Genomic DNA, 1,136 nt, shown 5'->3' on the forward strand with positions numbered 1-1,136 from the left:
GAGGTCACGGTGTCCACCGCCGTCGAGCTCCCCGCGGCACTGGGGGCCGTGGCCACGGAGCTGGACCTTGCCGTGACGGTGGAGGACGACGCCGACTGGCTGGCCCGGGTGCCACGGCTCGGAGCCGGGCGGATCCGGCTGATTGGCGGCGACGCCAAGGCGCTTGCCGTCGCCACCGGCGGACGCCCGGATGTTGCGGTCTACGCCCACGACGTGACCGAAGCCGGTCGGGTGGAAATGCTGCCGTTCCTGCACGAGCAGGCCGTCAGCATCACCGCGCACCGCTTCGGCACACCCAACCACCTGGCCGACGGCCTGATCTAGCCGGCGGCAGCCGATGCGGGCGGCGGTGTATTTGCACCGCCGCCCGCGTGTGTCAGGCTCGGGCTATGGCTGACGACCTCTCTTTCCGGCTGAACGAGGACCTCAGGCGCTATGAGGTGCTGGCCGCCGGATCCTTGGCCGGGTACACCGAGATTCAGGCGCACGGCGGTACCGTGGCGTTCACCCATACCCGGGTGTTCGATGACTTCGCCGGTCGGGGCCTCGCCGGAAGGTTGGTGGGCCATGCGCTGGACGACGTGGTCGCCGGCGGGAGGAAGATCGTGCCGTACTGCGAGTACGTCGCTGACTGGCTGCACAGGCACCCGGAGTACGAGCCGCACGTCGAGTGGCCCGAAAGCCCCGAATAGGATCCGCCGCGCGTAGGATCCGCCGCGCGCACGGGCGGGTTGCCGCCGCCGGTTGTGCGGCGGGGTCAGGGGTGCCGGCGCATCCAGCTCACGGCATGCAAGGCCAAGGTGCCGACGACGGTGAGCAGCCCGGCGACCAGGATCATGGGCGCGACGGAGCTAAAGACGAAAATCCAGGGCGGCCCGTAGATGCCGGTGGTCCCGAGCAGGGCGTCCATCTCAATGAAGTGGGGTGCGATCGAACCCCAGGCCCCGAACCCGACCAGCCCCACGCCCAGCAGCCACATCGCCCCCAGGAACGGATTAACCGTCCGGCGGATAGGTGCCGCACCTGCCGGCCCCGCCGTCACGACGGCGTCGGGCGGAATGACTTCGGCGATGCCCGTCGACCGGGCTGTGGGGTTGTCGCCGCGCGGGTCCGTCGCTGGCGCCGCCAGCGTTGCG

The 1,136-nt window shown here is 70.6% G+C and carries 3 protein-coding genes; 2 read left to right on the forward strand and 1 reads right to left on the reverse strand.

The window, feature by feature from the left end:
• Window positions 1–324: hypothetical protein (locus AC5RUJ_RS16850; protein WP_494156316.1), on the forward strand; the 324-nt coding region annotated here is incomplete at its 5' end.
• Window positions 325–389: 65 nt separating this feature from the next.
• Window positions 390–692 carry a GNAT family N-acetyltransferase gene (locus AC5RUJ_RS16855; protein ID WP_494109635.1) on the forward strand — a complete coding sequence of 101 codons (303 nt, stop codon included), beginning with the start codon at window positions 390–392 and terminating at the stop codon, window positions 690–692.
• A gap of 65 nt (window positions 693–757) precedes the next feature.
• On the opposite strand, the gene AC5RUJ_RS16860 is transcribed toward AC5RUJ_RS16855, so the two are convergent.
• On the reverse strand, window positions 758–1,136 hold a 379-nt coding region (locus AC5RUJ_RS16860), incomplete at its 5' end, for a hypothetical protein (protein ID WP_494156317.1).

Source organism: Arthrobacter sp. Y3223164 (assembly GCF_059091005.1).

Coding starts and splice junctions, on each gene's coding strand:
- AC5RUJ_RS16855 (WP_494109635.1), top strand. CDS start 390: ATGGCTGACGACCTCTCTTTCCGGCTGAACGAGGACCTCAGGCGCTAT.